Origin of the sequence: Paenibacillus campi, assembly GCF_034659835.1 — a bacterium.
In the GTDB taxonomy this organism is placed as follows: domain Bacteria; phylum Bacillota; class Bacilli; order Paenibacillales; family Paenibacillaceae; genus Saccharibacillus; species Saccharibacillus campi.
Genome location: NZ_JAXSQZ010000004.1, coordinates 298281 through 317482 on the forward strand (window position 1 = coordinate 298281; position 19202 = coordinate 317482).

At 48.7% G+C, this 19202-nt stretch carries 14 protein-coding genes; 13 read left to right on the forward strand and 1 reads right to left on the reverse strand.

All coding sequences use genetic code 11. The annotated features are described in order from the left end of the window. The first annotated feature begins 85 nt into the window (after positions 1-85). The 7 genes from U1I11_RS12295 (at position 86) to U1I11_RS12325 (ending at position 9014) form a co-directional block, all read left to right on the forward strand. Positions 86-757 carry a ThuA domain-containing protein gene (locus U1I11_RS12295; RefSeq protein ID WP_322906421.1) on the forward strand — a complete coding sequence of 224 codons (672 nt, stop codon included), beginning with the start codon at positions 86-88 and terminating at the stop codon, positions 755-757. A gap of 394 nt (positions 758-1151) precedes the next feature. Next, positions 1152-1481 carry a phasin family protein gene (locus tag U1I11_RS12300; RefSeq protein WP_322906422.1) on the forward strand — a complete coding sequence of 110 codons (330 nt, stop codon included), beginning with the start codon at positions 1152-1154 and terminating at the stop codon, positions 1479-1481. A 1-nt stretch (position 1482) separates the two neighbouring features. Beyond that, positions 1483-3153, forward strand: coding sequence for an ABC1 kinase family protein (locus tag U1I11_RS12305; RefSeq protein WP_322906423.1), 1671 nt, complete (start codon positions 1483-1485; stop codon positions 3151-3153). 459 nt (positions 3154-3612) lie between these two features. Further along, a complete protein-coding gene (locus U1I11_RS12310; RefSeq protein ID WP_322906424.1) occupies positions 3613-5064 on the forward strand; it encodes a SulP family inorganic anion transporter in 1452 nt (483 codons plus the stop codon). Positions 5065-5349: 285 nt separating this feature from the next. Next, a complete protein-coding gene (locus tag U1I11_RS12315) occupies positions 5350-7212 on the forward strand; it encodes a DEAD/DEAH box helicase (protein WP_322906425.1) in 1863 nt (620 codons plus the stop codon). 759 nt (positions 7213-7971) lie between these two features. Further along, the gene (locus U1I11_RS12320; protein WP_322906426.1) at positions 7972-8400 is read left to right on the forward strand and encodes a DMT family transporter; all 429 of its coding nucleotides are present in this window, start codon (positions 7972-7974) and stop codon (positions 8398-8400) included. 119 nt (positions 8401-8519) lie between these two features. Then, a complete protein-coding gene (locus U1I11_RS12325; protein WP_322906427.1) occupies positions 8520-9014 on the forward strand; it encodes a DMT family transporter in 495 nt (164 codons plus the stop codon). 589 nt (positions 9015-9603) lie between these two features. Here the strand turns inward: U1I11_RS12325 and U1I11_RS12330 are convergent. Beyond that, positions 9604-10116 carry a hypothetical protein gene (locus U1I11_RS12330; protein WP_322906428.1) on the reverse strand — a complete coding sequence of 171 codons (513 nt, stop codon included), beginning with the start codon at positions 10114-10116 and terminating at the stop codon, positions 9604-9606. 608 nt (positions 10117-10724) lie between these two features. Between U1I11_RS12330 and glsA the strand changes: the two genes are divergently transcribed. The 6 genes from glsA to U1I11_RS12360 all read left to right on the forward strand — a co-directional run bounded on the left by glsA (position 10725) and on the right by U1I11_RS12360 (position 18929). Next, on the forward strand, positions 10725-11666 hold the full coding sequence (gene glsA, locus U1I11_RS12335) for a glutaminase A (protein WP_322906429.1): 942 nt from the start codon (positions 10725-10727) through the stop codon (positions 11664-11666). Between the two features lie 277 nt (positions 11667-11943). Further along, complete coding sequence (locus U1I11_RS12340; RefSeq protein ID WP_322906430.1) at positions 11944-12999, forward strand: FecCD family ABC transporter permease; 1056 nt, start codon at positions 11944-11946, stop codon at positions 12997-12999. Between the two features lie 41 nt (positions 13000-13040). Further along, entirely contained in the window at positions 13041-14021 is a 981-nt protein-coding gene (locus U1I11_RS12345; RefSeq protein WP_322906608.1) for a FecCD family ABC transporter permease, read from the forward strand. A 487-nt stretch (positions 14022-14508) separates the two neighbouring features. Then, entirely contained in the window at positions 14509-15375 is an 867-nt protein-coding gene (locus tag U1I11_RS12350) for an ABC transporter ATP-binding protein (protein ID WP_322906431.1), read from the forward strand. Between the two features lie 644 nt (positions 15376-16019). After that, positions 16020-17381: an FAD-dependent oxidoreductase gene (locus U1I11_RS12355; RefSeq protein ID WP_322906432.1), complete on the forward strand. Its 1362-nt coding sequence runs from the start codon at positions 16020-16022 to the stop codon at positions 17379-17381. 645 nt (positions 17382-18026) lie between these two features. Further along, positions 18027-18929 carry a formate/nitrite transporter family protein gene (locus tag U1I11_RS12360; protein WP_322906433.1) on the forward strand — a complete coding sequence of 301 codons (903 nt, stop codon included), beginning with the start codon at positions 18027-18029 and terminating at the stop codon, positions 18927-18929. Positions 18930-19202: the final 273 nt, after the last annotated feature.

The following is a 19202-nucleotide window of genomic DNA, read 5'->3' on the forward strand; positions in this document are numbered from 1 at the left end:
TTTGCCCAAATGAAACAATTTTGTGTGATCGATACTGGCAATGAACCGCTATTCCTGTCAACGAAGAAAGGAGAATCGATACCCGATGAGCACACCCTCCAATTCCAAACAGCATAACAGACAAGCTTTATTAATTGGTGATTATGGTGATGACGCACCGTATCACCCGCTGGATCAGATTCAAGCGCATATCGACAAGCTAATGCCGGAAGGCTGGGAACTGCATGTTAGTGACGATTATGATCTGTTCGAAATGGAACGTCTGGAAGCGTATGAATTGTGCATCGTGTATACCGATGCATTTAACAAAAAAATTAGCCCACAACATGCCGCAGGCATCATTACATATGTAGCGAATGGGGGCGGTTTGCTAATTCTCCATTGCGGAGTGTCATTGCAAGAAACAAGGTACGAGTTAAAGCAATTGATGGGAGCACAGTATCGCGGGCATGCCGATTACCGCGCATTGGAAATGCACATATCTTCGCCTGCGCATCCGATTATGCAAGGCATTTCCAGCTTTGTGATGGAGGAGGAGCCGTATGAGTTTACATTGCTGCCTGGCGCAGAGCGTACGATTTTGCTCGAATACAGTATGGACGACGAGATGTGGCCGGCTGCCTGGTGTTCAGACTATGCAATGGGGCGCACGGTATACGTGATGATGGGACATCATGCGCCGTCTTTTCAGCAACCGGAATTGCTGCGTCTGCTGACGCAAAGTATGCTATGGGCGGCAGGGAGTAGCAGTGTGTAAGTTTGGAATGATGTTTAAGTCGACTTGGCTCCATCTCTCGATCGGCAGGTCGACATAGGTTAGGGTAGCTTAAAACTGCGCAGTCAGAAATCATTAATGAGTCTGGTGCTACTTCTGTCCCTAATGAACAGTTGATTTTACGGAATGGTCAACAAGCACATAATCGCAACTTTTACTGCTATGATCAACATAAAAGTTACATGATAGGCAGGATTAGGCATATCGACCGAGAACCGTTATACTAGGAACAGATAGATGACGTATGGTCATATGGGCATGAGCCGGTCGCATAAGGTGGATGCTATTGCTTTTAACGTACCGGGGTATGCCCATATGCAGACTGGAAGTGGATTGAACACTTAGTTGTACTCAATTGATGTCAGGAGGAACGGAAATGAGCGATTTGTTCAAAAAAGCATTGTCTCTTGGAATTGGGATGACGGTAGTTAGCAAAGAAAAGGTAGAAAAAGCGGTGAATGATCTTGTGAAACGCGGCGAGCTAGCGCCATCCGAATCGCGCGCACTGGTGGATCGTCTGATGGATCGCGGTGCAGACGAGCAAAACCAGATTAAGGATTGGGTACGTCAACAAGTGCAAAAAGCCCTGACCGAGCTGGATGTGCCGACCAAAGCGACGATAGACCAATTGCAGCAACGCATTACAGTTCTGGAACAGCGCTTGGCTGAAAAGGAACAAGATCAGCCGCAGCCGCCACTAGCCTGAGATGTCTCTCCATATCCGGCATGCCGGGAGGTATAGAGAAATCGCCATGGCGCTGATGCGTCATGGCTTTGGTTATATGGTCGAAGAATTGGGGCTGAACCGGATGCTGGCGATTCCGCTCAAGCTGGCACGTCGGGATGTACACGGTATTCGTACCGTCGGCGAGCGCATTCGGCTCGTGCTGGAAGAACTTGGTCCTACATTTATAAAGCTCGGTCAATTGGCGAGTACCCGCTCAGATTTGTTGCCGGAAAATGTCATTAACGAACTCGTCAAGTTACAGGATCAAGTGCCGCCATTCGCTGCAGAAGAAGCGCGCCAAATTATTGAGCTGGAGCTTGGCTTGCCTATCGAGCAGATGCTGGAAAGCTTTCAGGAACATCCGGTCGCTGCCGCTTCCATCGGACAGGTGCATTTGGGCAAGCTGCACACCGGCGAGCTGGTTGCGATCAAAGTACAGCGACCAGGAGTCGCCCGTATCGTGCAGCGTGATCTGGAAATTTTGCAGGATTTGATCGGTATTGCTAAGCGCCATATGGACTGGGTGTCCCAATACAATATTAGCGAAATTATCGATGAATTTTCCAAATCGATGCGCGCCGAACTTGATTATAATGTAGAAGGACGTAATATGGAACGATTAGGGCAAAATTTCGCTAACAATCGGCGCATTCATATCCCGAAAACGTTCTGGAATTACACCTCTGCGCGCGTGCTAACGATGGAGTTTGTCGATGGCATTCATATGGGCAAACCGGACGAGATCGTACAGCAAGGGTTGCAGTTGTCCGATGTAGCACAGCGACTGGTCGATTCGATGTTACAGCAAATTTTTATCGACGGCTTTTTCCACGCCGATCCGCATCCAGGCAATCTGCTAGCATTGCGGGACGGACGGGTCGCTTATCTCGATTTTGGTATGATGGGTCGGCTGAACAGTGATACGAAAAATGGGCTAGCTGGTTTTGTGATCGCGATGTTGCGCAAAAATACGGACAGCATGGTACGCGCCATTTTACGGCTTGGTTTTGTGCCGGACGATATCGATATTACATCACTGCGCGGCGAGCTGGAACGGCTGCGCGATCAATATTATGATGTTCCTTTTTCCCAGATCGATCTCGGTCAAGCGCTTAATGAAATGTTCTCGATCATACGCACTTACCAGATCGATATTCCGTCCGATCTGGCGCTGCTCGGCAAAGCGCTCATTACATTGGAAGGTGTGATCGAGCGGCTTGACCCGAATTTGAGCATTTTAAAAATGGCAGAACCATTCGGTCGCCGCCTGCTCGGTGAGCGCTATAGCCCCAAACGAATCCGCGAGCGCATTACCGATGGCGCGTTACAAGCAATCGAAGTGCTGACCGATCTGCCACGCCAAACGTCCGAGCTATCGCGTGTGATCCGCTCCGGTAAATTAAAGGTCGAAGTGAATGTACCGGAGCTGGGCGAATTGCTGCATAAGATGGATCAAATCGTCAACCGACTCGCTTTCAGCATCGTATTGCTCGCCTTCTGTATCATTATGGTCGGCTTGATTATCGGCTCATCGCTACGCGATCAATCACCGATCCTATGGGGACTACCCGTAGTCGAAATCGGCTTCATTATCGCCACATTGATGGTGCTCTGGCTGCTGTTTGCAATTTTTAAGTCAGGAAAGTTTTGAGACGCAGTGTGTAGCTGTAGTGATGTGAAGCTATGGTGATGTGTAGTTATAGTGACAGGGGATAAGAAATATACGATACGTAAGGAGGCGCTTGATCTTTGTTTGTACGCAGGCTGCCATGCGCTGTATATAACTGAAAAGTTCTGACAAAGAACGGGTGCGTATTCCCGTTCTTTTTTGTTGTAAAGTTAGGCGAGCTTCATAGTGTTAACTTATTTAAATAGTATGCGCCCAATAAACTTTTCACTTCATAACGCTTACATTTGTAAAATGACTGGCAGTACATGATTGAATTGGGTATAATGAAGTCCTGTCTATACCTACGGCCCTGGCTGTCCTGCGAGAGGAACGCCGATTCAGTTTGCAAACAAGCATGGCATAATGCTTCATTCGATCAGTCCTGTCCGGCAATTGTACACATGCAATCGGATCGCTGCGTTATGCCCGAAAGAGAGGATTATGAATTATAAACAACAATGGTTTGGCAATATCCGTGCCGATGTGCTGGCAGGGATGACGGTAGCGCTTGCCTTGATCCCGGAAGCGATCGGGTTTTCCATTATTGCAGGCGTTGATCCGATGGTCGGTCTGTATGCTTCGATCTGTATTGCGATTGTGATCTCACTTGCAGGCGGACGTCCGGGTATGATCTCGGCGGCAACCGGTGCGATTGCCGTGCTGGTCGGGACGCTGGTCGCGCAGCATGGAGTGGAGTATTTGTTCGCGGCGACGATTTTGGCAGGTGTATTGCAAATTGTGCTCGGTTGGCTGCGGATTGGGCGCTTTATTACGTTTATTCCGCAACCGGTCATGACCGGGTTTGTAAATGCGCTGGCGATCGTTATTTTCTCGGCGCAATTGCCGCAGTTTGTCGGCGCGAATTGGATGATGTACGCGCTGGTCGGGCTAACGCTTGTCATTATTTATGTGCTACCGCTGTTTACGAAGGCGGTGCCAGCGCCGCTAGTGGCGATTATTATCGTGTCGCTGCTAACGTTCTTTTTACAGCTTGATGTGAAGACGGTGGGCGATATGGGCAAGCTGAGTAATGAGCTGCCATTTTTCCATTTGCCGGTAGTGCCGTTGAGTTGGGATTTGTTGGTGACGGTGTTGCCGTATTCGATCTCGATTGCATTTGTCGGTCTGTTGGAATCGCTGCTGACGGCAACGATCGTCGATGAGCTGACCGACACGAAAAGCGATAAAAACCGCGAAGCGAAAGGGCAAGGACTTGCCAACATCGTAAGCGGTCTGTTTGGCGGGATGGCAGGCTGTGCGATGATCGGGCAATCGGTCATTAATGTGAAGTCCGGTGGACGCGGACGGTTGTCTACGTTTATTGCCGGTGCGTTCCTGCTCGTGCTGCTCGTACTGCTGGGCACGATTGTGCGTCAAGTGCCGATGGCAGCGCTCGTCGGTGTGATGATTATGGTCTCGATTGGCACATTTAGCTGGAACTCACTGCGTACGATTCATAAAGTGCCGTTGGCGGAAGCGATCATTATGGTGACGGTCGTCGTCATCGTCGTGCTGACCGATAACCTGTCGATCGGCGTCGGTGTCGGTGTAGTGATGAGCGCGCTGCGTTTTGGTTGGAAAATGTCGCAGCTGCACATTAGCGAGACGCATGATTCGTCAGCCGGGCATCGTGTGTATCAAGTGCGCGGACAGATGTTTTTTGGCACGATGAGCCAGTTTATCGATCATTTTAAGCCACATTTGGATTCGGATGAGGTGACGATCGATTTTGCCCGCTCGCATATTTGGGATCATTCGGCAGTGATTGGCATTAGCAAGCTACGTGACAAATATACAATCGCAGGCAAAATGATTCATATTCGCGGTCTGAATGAAGAAAGCCGCGAGCTGTACGATCGTCTGAACCACGGTACGATTTCATCCGGGCATTGACGGGAAACACAATACACGTTATATTGACGCTAGAGACTATGCCGCTGGCAAAGTCTTCCTTGTTCTGGCATGAGCGCCAGAAGTAACAACCGGAACAGCAATAGCATGTTTTTTTCGTATGAGTATAGTGTGTCTGTCGATATAGACGCTGAAGCATCGGGAATGAACCGATGCTTCTTTTTACGAGCAGCGTTTGCGCTCCAACTGGCCTGAGTCGTACTTCTGTACGGCTGCACAGCAATGTGCGGACGGGCTGCCCAAATTTTATGAGAATAGGTGAAATCATTGACAACTAATTTTAATTCCTTTGACATCTCGTCTGCTGCGGTTGAACTGCTGGCAGCGAACGGCATCGCCCAGCCGACTGAAGTGCAGCAAGCATCGATTCCGTTATTGCTTCAAGGGGAAGATGCGATCGTACAGGCGAAGACCGGTACAGGCAAGACGCTGGCGTTTTTGCTCCCGATTTTTGAAAAATTGAATTTAAATGTAACCGGTGCGCCGCAAGCGCTAATCGTAGCCCCAACACGTGAGCTGGCGCTGCAAATTGCGACCGAAGCGCGCAAGCTTGCCGATGCATATGAAGGTGTGCGCATTTTGGCGGCATATGGCGGTCAGGATGTAGAGCGTCAGCTACGCAAGTTGGAAGGTGGCTGTCATCTCGTCGTCGGTACACCGGGACGTCTGCTTGATCATATGGGTCGCGGTACGCTTGATATGACCAAAATCCGTACGCTTGTACTGGATGAAGCGGATCAAATGCTGCATATGGGTTTCTTAAAAGAAGTCGAGCAGATCATCCTCGCCACTTCGCCTTCCCGTCAGACGATGCTGTTTTCCGCGACGATTCCAGATGGGATTCGCCGGCTGTCCGCACAGTATATGCGCAAGCCGCATGATATTCGTGTCGGCACCGAAGAAACGGTTCCGCTCAACTTGATTCGTCAGTTAGTTGTGGAATGTACGCCACGTGGCAAACTGGCAGCACTGAACGAATATATCGAGCGCGAGCGTCCGTATTTGGCAGTTATTTTCTGTCGCACAAAGCGTCGTGCCGCTAAGCTGAATGAGGAGCTGCAAGAAATGGGCTATGCCTCGGATGAGCTGCATGGCGATCTGTCGCAGAACAAACGAGAGCAAGTTATGAAGGCATTCCGCGATGCCAAGTTGCAATTGCTCGTCGCTACCGATGTGGCGGCGCGCGGCATTGACGTAGAAGGTGTTACCCATGTATTCAATTACGATATCCCGCAGGATGTCGAATATTATATTCACCGGATCGGTCGTACCGGTCGTGCGGGCGGCAAAGGTCGTGCGATTACATTTGTGACGCCGCATGATCGCCGTGAGCTGGAGCAAATTGAGCAAGAAACGAATCAAAATTTGCCGCGCGAAATTTCCCGTACATCGGCACAATCCGAAGATTCCGGTGAGCTGTTGTCCAATGTACGTTCCACCGAGCCGCGCAGCGGTTCCAAGTCGGCTAGTAGCGGCAAAGGCAAGCGCGGTGGCTTCGGTCGTGCAGAACGCACACAGGGCGGCGGTCGCTCTGGCGGCAGACGTACAGGCAGTGCACAAGCTGGTGAACGCGGACGCACAGGTTATGCGCAATCCGGCGAACGTGGCGGCGCATCCGCTTATAATTCGGACGCACCGAAACGTACCGGCAAAAATAAACGTCCGGCAAAATCCGCACGTACTAGTGAGAGCAGCATGACTTCGGCGTATAACGCGGATGAGCCAAAACGCTCAGGTTTCAGTCAGCGCAGTGACAAACCAGCACGCTCCGGCGGTAACGGTACGGCGATGTCACGCCGTACGGATGAACAGGGCAACTTCCGCCGTGACGCATCCAAAGGGGATGCTGTCCAAGGTAACAAAAACTCCGGCAGCGAACGCAGTCGTGAATACGGATCAAGCAATCGCTCCACACGTAGCGGTTCTGAAGGTGGAGGCAACCGTTCTACACGCGGCGGCTCCCAAGGCGGAGATTACCATACCGCACGCGGTGGTTCCCAAGGCGGAGGTAACCGTACTGCACGTGGCGGTTCCCAAGGTGGAGATAACCGCTCCACACGCGGCGGTTCTCAAGGCGGCAGCAATCGCTCCGCACGCGGTGGCTCCGACAATAGACGCGGACGCCGTTAATGGTGTTGGCACGGTCGGCAGCAATCTGCGGCGGACTTGTGCAGTTTATAGGCAGAGCGAAAGGACAGCTATTTCCGGCATGAGCAAACGTATAGTGAAATGATGGATTAGATAATGTCGTCAATCCGTCAACATTGTCATTTTATCGTTCGAAAAGGTTATGTTGCAAATGAAACGAGCCGCATGCAGAGCGCACCCTGACGCAAACTAACCGCATCGAACTGCGTGTAGTGTAGTGTAGTGTAGTGTGAAGATACGCCCTCGTTTGCAATGAGCAAACATGTACCGAGCTGATGAAATTGCTTGCAACAGACAAATATGCGCGAGAATGGTGAACATGTCTGCAATCAACAAATGCGTAATGATCAACTGGTCAGTGTGGCAATATATAGATCGTATAGTTCATGCGAAGGATGCTCTTAGGAGCATCCTTTTTGCATCCGGATATAGGAATGAACATATGAAACGACCGGTAAGCATTAGCTTGTGCTACCTGATGTGATCAACGTGAAACGAATGAAATGATTCGAGATGGGACATATGTCCTTTTCGTAACGACTCGTATGCCTTTTAATGGAAAGGGTTATCGATATGACTATAGCAAGCCAAAGTACAGATCAAATATGGCAGGCAGATCAACGGTGCTTAAGCGCTAAAAACATAAAATAAATACAAACTGGATCAGACGAAATTGGATGGGGACGAAACAACGATTTCCTTCAACAACATCGATCGATACTGCAAAAGGAGGAATACGAAGTGCTAAAAGGAATTTTGTTCGCACTGCTTGGTGGTGCCTGTATTACACTGCAAGGGGTGGCGAACAATCGCATTAGCTATGATATCGGCACATGGCAGGCGGCGACGATCACACAGCTAACCGGCTTTATTTTGGCAGGTATTGTACTTGCATTTGTACGGGACGGAAGCTGGCAAAATATGCGTCAAGTGCCGGCGCTATACTGGTTTGGCGGCGCATTTGCTTCGGTCATTATTTTTAGCGAGGTGACTGCGATTCAATATATCGGCGTTACGTTTACGATTGCGATGCTGTTAATTGCACAGCTTTGTATGACGTTTGTGATCGACAGTAGAGGCTGGTTCGGGGTACTTCGCCGCCAAATTACGATACCGCAATGTATCGGTGTGATGCTGATGATCGCAGGTGTTTTGATTTTAAAATTGTAAGTCATGTAGGCATACGAATATACGGATACGATCGAGCTGTTAACGTGCTATCTGACCATGTTGGCGTCTCGATTCGGCTTAGTTTACATTAAACGCTACGGTTACAGGAGGTAATAGGTATGATAATGGGTATAGTGCTCGCTATTGTGGCAGGCGCATTGGTCAGTTTGCAGACGATTTTTAACAATCAGGTGAATGCGAGAGCCGGTTCGTGGGCGACGACTACACTCGTACTTGGCATGGGTTTTCTCGCTTCATTTAGCGCCAGCCTGATCTTTGAAGGCAGTGCGACTTTTTCGCTACAACATATGAAACCGTGGTACTGGGTTAGCGGTGCGATCGGCGTCGGGGTTGTATTTTGCCTTGTACAAGGTATTCGGCGTCTCGGTCCGACATTTGCGACATCGATCGTGCTGATTGCACAGCTTAGTACAGCGCTATTTTTCGATACGACAGGTTGGCTCGTTGCACAGCAAATTGCGCTCACGCCCGGTAAAATCATCGGCGTACTAGTTATCATCATCGGCATTATCGTCTACAAATTCGGTGATCGTCTGCTCGGCAAAGCCGCACGCAACAAAAAGCCTGCCACGTCGCATACGATGGGACGATGACAGGCACATATACGAATAAATAAAATAGACAGATGATGGACAGATGGTGATCCAAACAGGCTTGCTACGATTGCAGCGATCCTCATAGTCGATAAAGGCGCTGCTGACGAGTCGGTCAGAGTCGATATGCAGCTTTATGACAGATTAGATCGTGTAAACAAAAGTTGACGAGCATAGGCAGAGGCAGGCGGTTTTGACGAACCGTCTGCCTGTTTGCGTGCAGCCCAATGGCAGGGAACTATTCTGCTTCAGTTCTTACTAGAGCAGCGCCATTGACCTAACATCGCTGTTAGCTTAGATGTACTAACATAGTAGTCTGTCTCAAATGAAAATCGTGTTTGAACGTACCTTAACCTATTCATCACCAAGCGATGGTTAGATAGACAAACTGTAAATACACTTAAGACAAACTAATAGTAGGCTAACTGCGCTAAATGTGGAGTTTCATGTCGTATAAGCTTCAAGAAAGTTCATCGTATGATACAGCTACATGTTTATACGTAGCATCGATCGTGTAGCACCTTTAAGCTGCCAAGTTAGTAGGGCGTGTCTTCAAGCTACTAATTTCGCACCGCAAGCGATCGACCTACTAGCTCCAATTTGAAATTGCCTTTACAATCATCTGCAAACTGGAGCGTGTATCATCATAATTACGGTACGTTCCCGCTACTTTAGCGAGCATCCATTGTTGCTCATGCTTACGATAGTGAACCGTCACAGCATTCGGCAGCAAATAGATCAGCTCGTCCGCCAGTTCAAACGACTCCAACTGCATACCAACACCAGTCGCATGCAAAAACAACCCTTCCGGCGCACCGATACCGATCTCGCCACAGTCCGAGCAATCCGCCCATACGTCTATGCTGTCAAACAGATACGTTCCCGAGCATTGAAACGTCATATTAACCGCATGCCCGGCATAATGGAAAGTTAACACCTCATGCTGCCCGTCGCTCCATACTTCGTCCGCCTGCGGTTTGAGTAATGCAAGCGATTCGAGCGCGGGAGCCGTATCATGAGTCAGACAGAGGGGGAGCTTTCCCTGTAATGCGTACTGTTCAATCGGAATCATCGCGATTGCTGCTCTGAATTTGCCATTCATCGGATCACCACTTTCTGTTTAATGGAGTACGGGTATCACAGCCTTATGTAAGGGGGTACGCCGTTATGGACATTATAACGCTTTCTATGTGCAAAAAGCTCCTTTTACATTCGACATACCAACGTGCTCAGCTTGTCTGCTATAGTAGAACATAGCTATACCCGCTCCAAGCTTATTTTTACAGGAGATGGACGTGCGATAGGGACATCATCATGAGCATGGAAAAGCATCATTTGCATGGACATGACTACGCTTTTCTAATCGTATGAACATCACGATGAGCGTTGTAAGCGAGCAATAATTTTAACCGCATCAGCATTAAGCTTATTACGCATAGGATAGTTTCCTTTCATCACCGTCCATTCAATCGAGTGCAATCCAATAGGCAAATGAACATATAACTGTGTAAATTATAATGCCGATATTACTCAAATATGTCGCTTCGTATTCCAATGAACACATAACTGTGTACATCATAATGTGCGATCTCGGTATGTGCAAACATACAATGCAGCGTACGCTTCCATCCAATCCGGTTAGCGAACGCTTTGCGTTATCCTGCACTATATAACAGAACTAAAACCGACCTGATTAGGAGTGAGCGATCGATGAGCATGGAACAAATGGAAAAGTTAAAGAAAAAACTGCCAGAATGGTTGGAAACGAGTCGGCTGCGTACCGGTCAAGGCGATGTGGCAGCCTACATTCCCGAACTGGCAAAAGCGTCGCGTGATACGCTTGGCATTCATATCGCTGATTCGCAAGGTCAAAGTGTGGCGGCAGGCGATTGTGGGGTGCCGTTTACGATGCAGAGCATTTCGAAAGTGTTTACTTTGATTTTGGCGTTGATGGATCATGGTGAAGAAGCGGTTTTTTATAATGTGGGCAAAGAGCCGACCGGCGATGATTTTAATTCGATGATCAAGCTGGAACTGGTCGAGCCGGGCATTCCGTTTAATCCGCTTATTAACGCTGGCGCGATTACCGTTTCGTCGCTCATTGCTGGCGATAGCCCGCAGGAAAAGTCCGAACGTATTTTGCAATTTTTCCGTAAGCTCGCTGGAAATGAGCGGCTGCATTGCAATATGGATGTGTACCATTCCGAACTGGAAACCGGCGATTTGAATCGTTCGCTGGCGTATTTTCTGAAACAAAAAGGGGTGCTCAAAGACGAGGTTGAAGATGTGCTGTCCGTCTATTTCCGTCACTGTTCTATCGAAGTGGATTGCGCTGATCTGTCACGCATGGCGCTTGTACTCGCTTTTGACGGGGTTGATCCACAGAGCGGTGAGAAGCTTATTCCGCGTCGTTACATTCAGATCGCCAAAACATTTATGGTCACTTGCGGCATGTACAACGCCTCCGGCGAATTTGCGATCGATGTCGGCTTACCAGCGAAAAGCGGCGTGTCCGGCGGCATTATGGCATTAGTACCCGGACAATATGGCATCGGACTCGTCGGACCCTCGCTAAATAGCAAAGGCAATAGCATCGCTGGTGTACATTTGCTGGAACGGTTGTCAAAGGAGTTTGATTGGAGTTTGTTTTGAGTAAGTGTCTAGGCATCTGTTCTCATTTTTCATCCTGTACATTCGGCTGGCTTTTTTGTGATTACGGTTGACAAGTGATAATGATTATCAGTATCTTAAATGATATGTACTAAACATGAAGGTATGATGAATATAACAGTTAGGCACTATGGTAACGATACAGCATGACAGATGAACATCTGAAATATCGTATCGACTCGGACATGATTGCGTATCGATTATGTTGTGTCAGTATCGATACGATGTTTGTTGAACCGATGTGGAAAGAGGCTTGTTTATGACTCGCAGTACGTTGGGGAAAGGTCGACACACCTCGCCCAAAGAAGAAATCTGGTCGCGTCCTTATGCAGCGTTGTTGATCATTATTGGCGGGTTGCTCCTGCTAGCACTGGGGCTTGCTTTTTCGATCGCCAAAGGCAGTCGGGCGATTCCGCTGGACGTTGTCTGGCAGGCGCTTGTACATTTTAATCCGAACAATCAAGACCACCAGATTATATGGGAGCTGCGCTTGCCGCGTGCGCTTGCTGGCGCGCTCGTCGGCGCTTCCTTTGCCGTCGCAGGTGCGCTTATGCAAGGCATGACGCGTAATCCGCTCGCTGATCCGGGGCTGCTTGGTATTAATGCGGGCGCAGGATTTGTGCTTGCCATATGTTTTGCTTTTTTCCCGGGGCTTGCGTTTAACCAATTGATTTTGTTTTCGTTTATCGGTGCGGCGATCAGTGTGTCGCTTGTATACGGGATCGGTTCGTTAGCGCGCGGTGGGCTGACGCCGGTGCGACTGGCGCTTGCCGGTGCAGCAGTAGCGGCGATGCTGGTGGCGCTATCGGAAGGGATTGCGCTTTATTTTCGCATTTCACAAGATTTGGCGTTTTGGTATGCAGGTGGGGTCGCTGGTGTGAGCTGGAATCAGGTCGATATTTTGTGGCCGTGGATTACAGCGGCATTAATCGGGGCATTGTTGTTATCGCGATCGATAACGATTCTCAGTCTAGGCGATGATGTTGCCGCCGGATTAGGACAGCGGACCGCCTTGATCCGACTCGGTGCAGTGCTGATCGTGATGGTGCTAGCGGGCGCTTCGGTATCTACCGTTGGTGCGATCGGCTTTGTCGGCTTAATGGTTCCACATGCGGCACGAGCGCTCGTCGGTGTCGATTACAAATGGATCATTCCGACGTCAGCGATTCTCGGTGCGCTGCTGATTGTGTTTGCCGATACGTTTGGCAGACTGCTCAATCCGCCTACCGAACAGCCGGTTAGTGCGTTGATTGCGCTGATCGGGGTGCCTTACTTCTTCTATGTCATTCGGAAGAAAGTAGGGGATCATTTGTGAATGAGACTATTTTCCACCGCAAACGTACATTGCGTACGCTAATGACGTTAATCGTACTGATTGTACTTGCATTTGCGGTGCTGCTCATAAGTATGAATACCGGGTTTACGAAAATGTCGCCATTTGAAGTGCTGCGTACATTGTTTGGCGGTGGCACGGCGCGCGAACAGCTCATCTTGTTCCAATTCCGGCTGCCGCGCATCGTGATCGCGTTGTTAGTCGGAATCGGGTTGGCGGTAGCGGGTGCGATTTTGCAAGGCGTATCGCGCAATGCGTTAGCTGATCCGGGCATTCTCGGCATCAATTCCGGCGCAGGGCTAGCGGTCGTACTGTTCGTTGTAGTCAATCCGCTGCGCGAGTCGGCATCACCGATGCTATTGCCTGTACTGGCGCTCATCGGCGCTTTTGCCGCCGCCGCAGGCATTTATTGGATGGCATATAAAAAGAACAAAGGCATCTCCTCGTCACGCCTCGTACTGTCCGGTATTGCGATGGCAACTGGCATTAATGCGCTGATGATCGTGCTCACATTGCAGCTTGATCCAAACGAATTTAATTTTATCGCTACTTGGCAGGCGGGCAGCATTTGGGGCAGCAACTGGCAATTTGTGCTGGCATTGCTGCCGTGGCTGATTGTGTTGCTGCCAGCGGTACTATGGAAAGCGCGGCAAATGAACGTTTTTTCACTCGGTGACGATACGGCGACCGGACTAGGTTCCTATCTGGGTCGCCAGCGATTATGGCTGCTAGTCATTGCGGTGGCGCTCAGTGCAGCATGTGTAGCGGTTAGTGGTGGCATCGGTTTTCTCGGTCTGCTTGGCCCGCATATTGCCAGACGGCTAGTTGGCCCACGCTATGAACATGTGATCCCGGTTAGCGCGCTGATCGGCGCCGTATTGCTGCTTGTTGCCGATATGATCGGGCGCACGCTGATGGACAATTCGGAAATTCCGGCAGGCGTGATGGTGGCGGTTATCGGCGGCCCGTATTTCTTGTATTTGCTGTCCCGTTCGCGGGCATGATGATAGCGCGCATCATGGTGAATCGTCTGGAGGATCGGCAAAGTTTCGCTGTTACAGCATAGCGGTCACAGTTGCGGGAATACGTGAGCAACAAGCATTTTTTCTAGGACGAGCTGGAGCAAATAGACTAGTAGCTTGTCTTAAGTACATTCAGAATATGTCTTTGTGATCATCGTTTGATCATGAACGTATTGAGTGAGGTACGTTCGAACTTGATTTTTAATGGAGACCATCTACTCGCTATGTCAACGATAAAAGCAGCACAATTTATGGCTGCATCCCGCATTTCAACAATGTAAATAGTCGAGTAGCATGACCGTTTGCTGCATAACTATCGTTTGATTATACTCCGTATTGGAGACGCATAAATTACAGGATCACAAATAAAGCACATTCACAATGACGACAAGTCTGGCGGATCAAGCCGCTAATATAGGATCGGCAGCGATATCGATACGAATCGGTTGCCTGAAAGGGATGGGTAAATATGGTGCGTTTGATGACATCCAAACTGGATATTGCTTACGAGGATCGTTTAATTGTGGAGGATTTGAATATTCAGATTCCGCAAGGGCGCATTACGGCGCTCGTTGGTGCAAATGGTTCCGGCAAATCGACGATTTTGAAAACGATGGCACGGATTATGCAGCCGAAGAACGGTGCGGTGCTGTTGGACGGCAAATCGATTCATAAGCAATCCACACGCGAAGTTGCCAAACAGCTTGCCATTTTACCGCAAACGCCAACCGCGCCGGAAGGGTTGACCGTCACCGAGCTTGTATCGTATGGACGGTTCCCGTATCAAAAAGGCTTTGGCTCAATGAAAGCGGAAGATAAAGAAAAGATCGCTTGGGCGATGGAAGCGACCGGTATGCTTGCTTTCCATGATCGCCCGATCGATCAACTGTCCGGCGGTCAGCGCCAACGTGCCTGGATTGCGATGTCATTAGCACAGGATACCGATATTTTGTTTCTGGATGAACCGACTACGTATTTGGATATGGCGCATCAACTGGAAGTGCTGCAACTGCTCGAAAAGCTAAACGCAACTTCCGGGCGCACGATCATTATGGTCGTACACGATTTAAACCATGCCTCCCGGTACGCCCACCATATGATCGCTATCAAAAAAGGCAAAGCGATCGCAGAAGGCGCACCGACTGAAGTGATGACATGTGATGTGCTGCGCAATGTATTTGGTATCGAAGCCGATATTATCGTTGATCCGCGTAGCGGCGTGCCGCTCTGTTTGCCGTATGCGCTGGAAGGTCATACCGATGAAGCGGTACAGGCGGAGCAGCAAGTGCAGCAGACCCGCCAGCAAGCACCGGTTTTGCAAGCGGTTCGGAATTAGCCGTGTACCAACCCTAAGTTATGCAAGCCACAATCGTGCAGATTGTGGCTTTTTGCTGTTGTATGTTGTAAGGCATATGGACAAATTGCTTTAATAGGCAAATTCAATGCGCTTTTTTATAGTTTATTAGTGAAAATTTGAACAAACTATGAACATCATCCAAACCTATTGCATTGTGACAAAAATCACAATATAATAACATCATAAGGTGAAAACATTCACAACCAACAACTTACACTACAATCTAAGCGATCCAAATCGATCCAAGATGAAGTCAAAGCGAGAGAGGAATGAACGTGTACACTACACTACACTTCATTTCACGCGATGACAGAGCAATTGTAATACACATCACTGTCCCAAGATCGTTTCAAACAACTACCCAACGATCAACAAACAATGAGCAAACGATAGGCAAGTCAGGAGCAGCATGATCTAGCAATCGTAACGGATCATCGCTCTAGCACAGCTGCCAGTAGCTTGAATCATCACAGCTTATCATGTTGCACATTTATAAATGTGAATATATTCACTAAGTAGTTCGCTCATTCCGCCTTGCTGCGTAATGAAGCGACTGCCAGGCTGCATCGTCGGAATGGATGACCAGCTTCACCTAATACAGACACACACAGGAGGAACTAATCATGAAAGTAGCTGTTATCGGATGTACACACGCAGGAACCGCCGCTATCGTCAATACCGCCAAGCTGTACCCGGATGCTGAGATTACCGTTTATGAGCGTAATGACAATATTTCGTTTCTATCGTGCGGGATCGCATTGTATGTAGGTGGAGTCGTTGAAGATGCACAGGGACTGTTTTATTCCACACCACAGCAATTGGCTGAACTCGGTGTAACGACCAAAATGCTGCATGAAGTGACCGCTGTTGATACAACCGCCAAAACATTAACGGCACGCAACTTGAATACAGGCGAAGTGCTGACCGATACATTTGATAAATTGATCGTAACGACCGGTTCGTGGCCGATCATTCCGAAATTTGCCGGCATTGAGCTAAACAATATCGTATTGTCGAAAAACTTCAACCACTCCAACACGATTATCGAAAAAGCGAAAACTGCACGCAATATCGTCGTTGTTGGCGCAGGTTATATCGGTGTCGAATTGGTCGAAGCGTTCCAGATGAACGGCAAACAGGTGACATTAATCGACGCGGAAGATCGTATTTTGAGCAAATATCTTGATCCTGAATTTACCGCACGCACCGAGCAAACGTTAACTGAACAAGGCATTAAGTTGGCGCTGAATGAAAAAGTCGTTCGTTTTACAGGTGAGAACGGTAATGTGAGCACCGTTGTGACCGACCGTGGTGAGCATACCGCTGATATGGTCATTCTGTGCATCGGCTTCCGTCCACAAACCGAACTGCTTGCCGGACAAGTCGATATGCTGCCAAACGGTGCAATTATCGTCGATAACTATATGCAAACGAGCCAAAAAGACGTGTACGCTGCCGGCGATAGCTGTGCGATCTACTACAACCCGACCGGACAACATGCGTATATTCCGCTCGCGACGAATGCGGTACGGATGGGTACACTTGTCGCTCGTAATCTAGTGCAGCCAACGACCGAATATATGGGCACACAAGGCACATCCGGTATTAAAATTTACGAAGACAATATCGCTGCCACCGGTATGACCGAAACGGCTGCACGTATGGCAGGACTGGATGTGGAAACATCGACGATTGAAGATCATTATCGTCCGGAATTTATGCCTACACATGAGAAAGTCACACTGAAAGTCGTATATGAGAAAACTAGCCGCCGCATTCTCGGGGCACAGATTATGTCGCACGCCGATCTAACCCAATCGATCAATACGATCTCGGTGTTTATCCAAGCTCGCATGACCGTCGATCAGCTCGCTTTTGTTGACTTTTTCTTCCAACCACATTACAACAAACCGTGGAACTACTTGAACAGTGTCGGTCTGCAAGCACTGCCTAGTGTAACGGTGAAAGAGCCGGTGAACGTGTAAACGTATAGTAAGCATAAGTTTGGGAAGAATTTTAAGCATGTTAGTTCTGCAAAAGAAACGGGCTGCTGTACGCGTTTAAGAAGTGTTTTACAGCAGTCACGGTTCTCGCTTGGATTCGTGTTATAGATATCGCATTGCAAACAGCTGGACATTCAGCGTTTTTCCTATCAGCCAAAAGCCTGCTTGCCTCAACATGGCAAACAGGCTTTATTTGTGTTGTACAGCTAATAAGACGGCTTACTTGTTGAGTAGGTTTGAACGTATTATAATATGCTCAAATTCAATACCATTACCAACCATAAAAACCAAATATTATAAAATAACGATAGCAACAGCAGAAAATGATGAAAATTATCCTTGATCCTCAACGACCGGAATCACCCCGCTAAAAATAAATCTTGCTTCCCCATTTTAAATTCAAATAATTAAAATAATTGTCTACTTTCGCCTACTACTGCCCGCTAATGTGATGTTTGTTACTTTTTTCACAAAGTTAATCCATTAAAATTGAAATATACGAATAACCGCTGTACAGCGGCGAAAATACAGTGAATTCCTGCCTTTGTGACCGGTTGCTATTCCTGGCTTTATCCTCCCGGCATGACCTGTCCGGCAACGAATTCCGCAAAGGAGAGAACATACATTATGGCTTATTACAAACCGCAGCAAATTGCGCTAAACACGATCGATATCGGGGTGAGCAAAGCGCGCGCAAGCTGGACACAAATGCTAGTGTTAGGCTTTTTGGCGGGGGCGTTTATCGCGCTTGGTTTTCTGCTCGATATTCGGGTCATTGCGAGCATGCCGGCACAATGGGGTAGTTTTGCCAATTTTGTCGGGGCAGCGCTGTTTCCGGTTGGGCTAATTCTAGTGCTCATCGCTGGGGGTGAGCTGTTGACCGGCAATATGATGGCTGTGCCGCTGGCACGGATGGCAGGGCGCATTCGGACGCTGGAAGTGGTGCGCAATTTGACTGCCATTACGATGGCGAATTTGCTCGGTGCGTTGTTTGTGGCGTATTTTTTCGGACATGTGGTCGGTATGACAGAGACCGGACCGTATTTGGCAAAAACGGTGGAGATGGCAGGGCATAAGCTGGAAGGTAGCTTCCTGCAACTGTTTGTGTCCGGCATCGGCTGTAACTGGCTGGTGGCGCTGGCGGTCTGGTTATGTTATAGCGCTGACAACGTTAGCGGCAAAGTAGTAGGTATCTGGTTCCCGACGATGGCATTTGTAGCGATTGGTTTTCAACACGTTGTCGCCAATATGTTTCTGATTCCGGCGGCGATTTTTGCCGGGTATTATTCATGGGGACAGTATGTGATGAATTTTGTACCGGTATGGCTCGGCAATTTGACTGGTGGTGCGCTGTTTGTAGCCTGTGCTTATTTTGTCGCTTATATTCGCCCAATCCAGACGGGCACTGCTACGCCTGCACCTGTAGTGGAAGAAAATGCGCATGCAAGCAAGCCTAATATAGCTGTAGGCGCCGCAACAGGTACAGCAGTGGCGCTACCGCTTCAACATGGCGAACAGGCGCATAACTGAATAAGCGGCAGATTAGCAGCGCTGAATCGGACGAAATAACGTATGACATGGTAGACGTAGCACAATAGAAATGCTTTATTTTGGATCATCCATACTCCGCTATACATTAGCTTGTAGATTAGCTAATATATCGCGGGGGTTATTTTATATATGGGAGCAATGGATGTGAACTCGTTGATGCAAACGTACGGCTGCTCATTTAAAATGTAGCCCTTTCGAATAGTAAAATGACAGGCACGAACATTCGAGAATATCATCTATTATTTTGACCAA